The 2384-nt window shown below is 73.7% G+C and carries 3 protein-coding genes; 2 read left to right on the forward strand and 1 reads right to left on the reverse strand.

All coding sequences use genetic code 11. The features are described from left to right. Positions 1 to 927, forward strand: a 927-nt coding sequence (locus tag ACFV4G_RS37495; RefSeq protein WP_380446994.1) for an RNA-guided endonuclease InsQ/TnpB family protein, incomplete at its 5' end; no start/stop codon positions are given. On the opposite strand, the gene ACFV4G_RS37500 is transcribed toward ACFV4G_RS37495, so the two are convergent. Then, entirely contained in the window at positions 886 to 1227 is a 342-nt protein-coding gene (locus ACFV4G_RS37500) for an SDR family NAD(P)-dependent oxidoreductase (protein WP_380446997.1), read from the reverse strand. The genes ACFV4G_RS37495 and ACFV4G_RS37500 overlap by 42 nt on opposite strands. Before the next feature lie 545 nt (positions 1228 to 1772). Between ACFV4G_RS37500 and ACFV4G_RS37505 the strand changes: the two genes are divergently transcribed. Continuing rightward, on the forward strand, positions 1773 to 2384 hold a 612-nt coding region (locus tag ACFV4G_RS37505), incomplete at its 3' end, for a patatin-like phospholipase family protein (protein ID WP_380446999.1).

The following is a 2384-nucleotide window of genomic DNA, read 5'->3' on the forward strand; positions in this document are numbered from 1 at the left end:
CGGGTCAAGTCCGGCGAGACGCCCGGCTACCCGCGCTTTCGGGGGGTGAACTGGTTCGGCACGGTGGACTTCCCGAAGGACGGTGACGGCTGCCGCTGGGATTCCACGCCGCACGATCCGGTGACCCGTGTCCGGTTCCAGGGCGTTGGGCACGTCAAGGTCAACCGGCACCGCCCGGTGGCCGGCAGGGTCAAGACCGTGTCCGTCAAGCGCGAGGGCCGCAAGTGGTTCGTCGTGCTGGCCGCCGAACAGGGCGAGCCGGAGCCGCTGCCCGCGACCGGCTCCGTGGTCGGCATCGACGTGGGCATGGCCAACTTCCTCGCCGACTCGGGCGGCGGGTTCGTCCCCAACCCCCGCCACGGGCGGCGCGCCGCCGCGAAACTCGAAGCCGCACAGCAGGCCCTCAGCCGGTGCAAGCGGCGCAGCAACCGCCGCCGCAAGGCCGTCCGCAAGGTCGCGGACCTTCACCGCAGGGTCCGCCGTCAGAGACTCGACCACGCGCACAAGACCGCTCTTGACCTCGTGCGTCAGCATGACTTCATCGCGCACGAAGACCTCAGGATCCGCAACATGGTCAAGGCTCCCGTGCCGAAGCCCGACCCCGGCCGGCCGGGTGTGTTCCTGCCGAACGGTGCGGCGGCCAAGGCCGGGCTGAACAAGTCGATCAACGATGCCGGCTGGGGGGTGTTCCTCACGATCCTCGCCAGCAAGGCTGAAAGCGCCGGCCGGGAAGTGATCGCCGTGGACCCCCGCAACACCTCCCGCACCTGCCCGCGCCCGGAGTGCGGGTACGTCGCGGCAAAGAACCGGCCCACACAGGACACCTTCCACTGCGTCGCCTGCGGCCACCAGGCGCACGCCGACACGGTGGGAGCCACCAACGTTCTACGGGCCGGGCTGGTCCGTCGCAACGCCCGCCAGGGTTAGCGAGAAGCCCCCGGCTTCAGCCGGGGGAGGAGTCACGGGACCGGCGTTGACGTGGAGCACGTCGATCCGGCCGGACTCCGCGTGGATGCGTTCGAACGCCAGTCGTGTCTCTGCCTCGCTCCGCAGGTCCGCCGCGACCACCGGGAAGGGGACGTCCAGCGGCCGCCGGTCGATTCCGATCACCCGCCCGCCTTCGGCGGTGAGCCGCGCCGCGACAGCACCGGCGATGGCTCCGCCCGCGCCGGCGATGACACAGATCCGCCCGCTCAACCGCCCCTGGTCCTCGCTGTTCCTGCTCACGGTCGCCCCTCTCGTCGTTCCGCTCGATGCCGCCAGCAGTCTCCCCGCCCGGTCCGGCCGCCGTCGATGAGCCGGGAACCGGGGAGTCGTTCGGCGGCGGCCGCTGTTGGTGGCCCCGTCCATGCCCGCCGCCCCGCCGTCCGCCGTTGCACGGTCCCGGCCCACGGCGACGGCCCGGCCGCCACGCTCGGGTGCCCAGGCCTCATTGCGAGCCGCTGGAGGTCGTCGTCGCCGGCCAGGGCGGGGAGGAGAGTGTCGAGGGTCGGTCCCGGCGGGGGCCGTACCCGGGCGCCGAGAAGTGCACCGAAGGCAGGGGTGCCCCCCGTATGCCTCACCCTTGCTTCCCGCGGCCGGTTCCGTCGAGAAAGCCGGTCTGGACGGACGACCACAAGGAATGGTCGGGGGAGCGGCCCGACTGCCGTGAGCGCTGCGGATCCTGAAACCCGATCACCGGCCCGAACGCGCCGCCCTCCATCGGTGTATCGTTGCCCCGAGGCTAACCGGGGAGCTATCCCCAGTTCTGGGGCTGGGGAGAGAAGGACGCCATGAACGGCACGGCACTGGTACTGGGCGGCGGCGGACCGGTCGGCGGCGCGTGGCTGACCGGCGTACTCGCGGGCCTCACCGCCGGCGGGATCGACCTGACGACCGCCGACACCGTCATCGGCACCTCGGCCGGAGCCGTCTTCGGCGCCCGGCTCGCGAGCGGCGAACCCGCCCGCGAGCTGTACGAACGTCAACTGGCCGACCTCGACCGGGTCGAGATGGACGTCACCGCCGCGCAGACCTTGCGCTTCCTGTGGGCAGCGATGGCCACCCGCAACCCGGAACGCTCCGTCCGGCGCCTGGGCCACGCCGCCCTGACCGCGCGCACCACCCCCGCCCACGACCTGTCCGAAACCGTGCGCACCCTGCTGCGCGACGCCACCGCCTGGCCCGCACGGGCGCTGCGCATCACCGCCGTGGACGCGGAGACCGGCAGCGTCGAGGCCTTCGACGCGGGCTCCGGGCTCGACCTCGCGGACGCGGTCGCCGCCAGCTGCGCCGTCCCCCTGGTCTGGCCGCCCGCCCCCCCCCCCCCCGGCGGGGGGGGGGGGGGGGGGGCGCGCGCGCCCCCCCCCCCCCCCCCGCGCGCGCCCGCACCCCCCCCCTGGCGG

Origin of the sequence: Kitasatospora sp. NPDC059747 (genome assembly GCF_042732955.1) — a bacterium.
In the GTDB taxonomy this organism is placed as follows: Bacteria; Actinomycetota; Actinomycetes; order Streptomycetales; family Streptomycetaceae; genus Kitasatospora.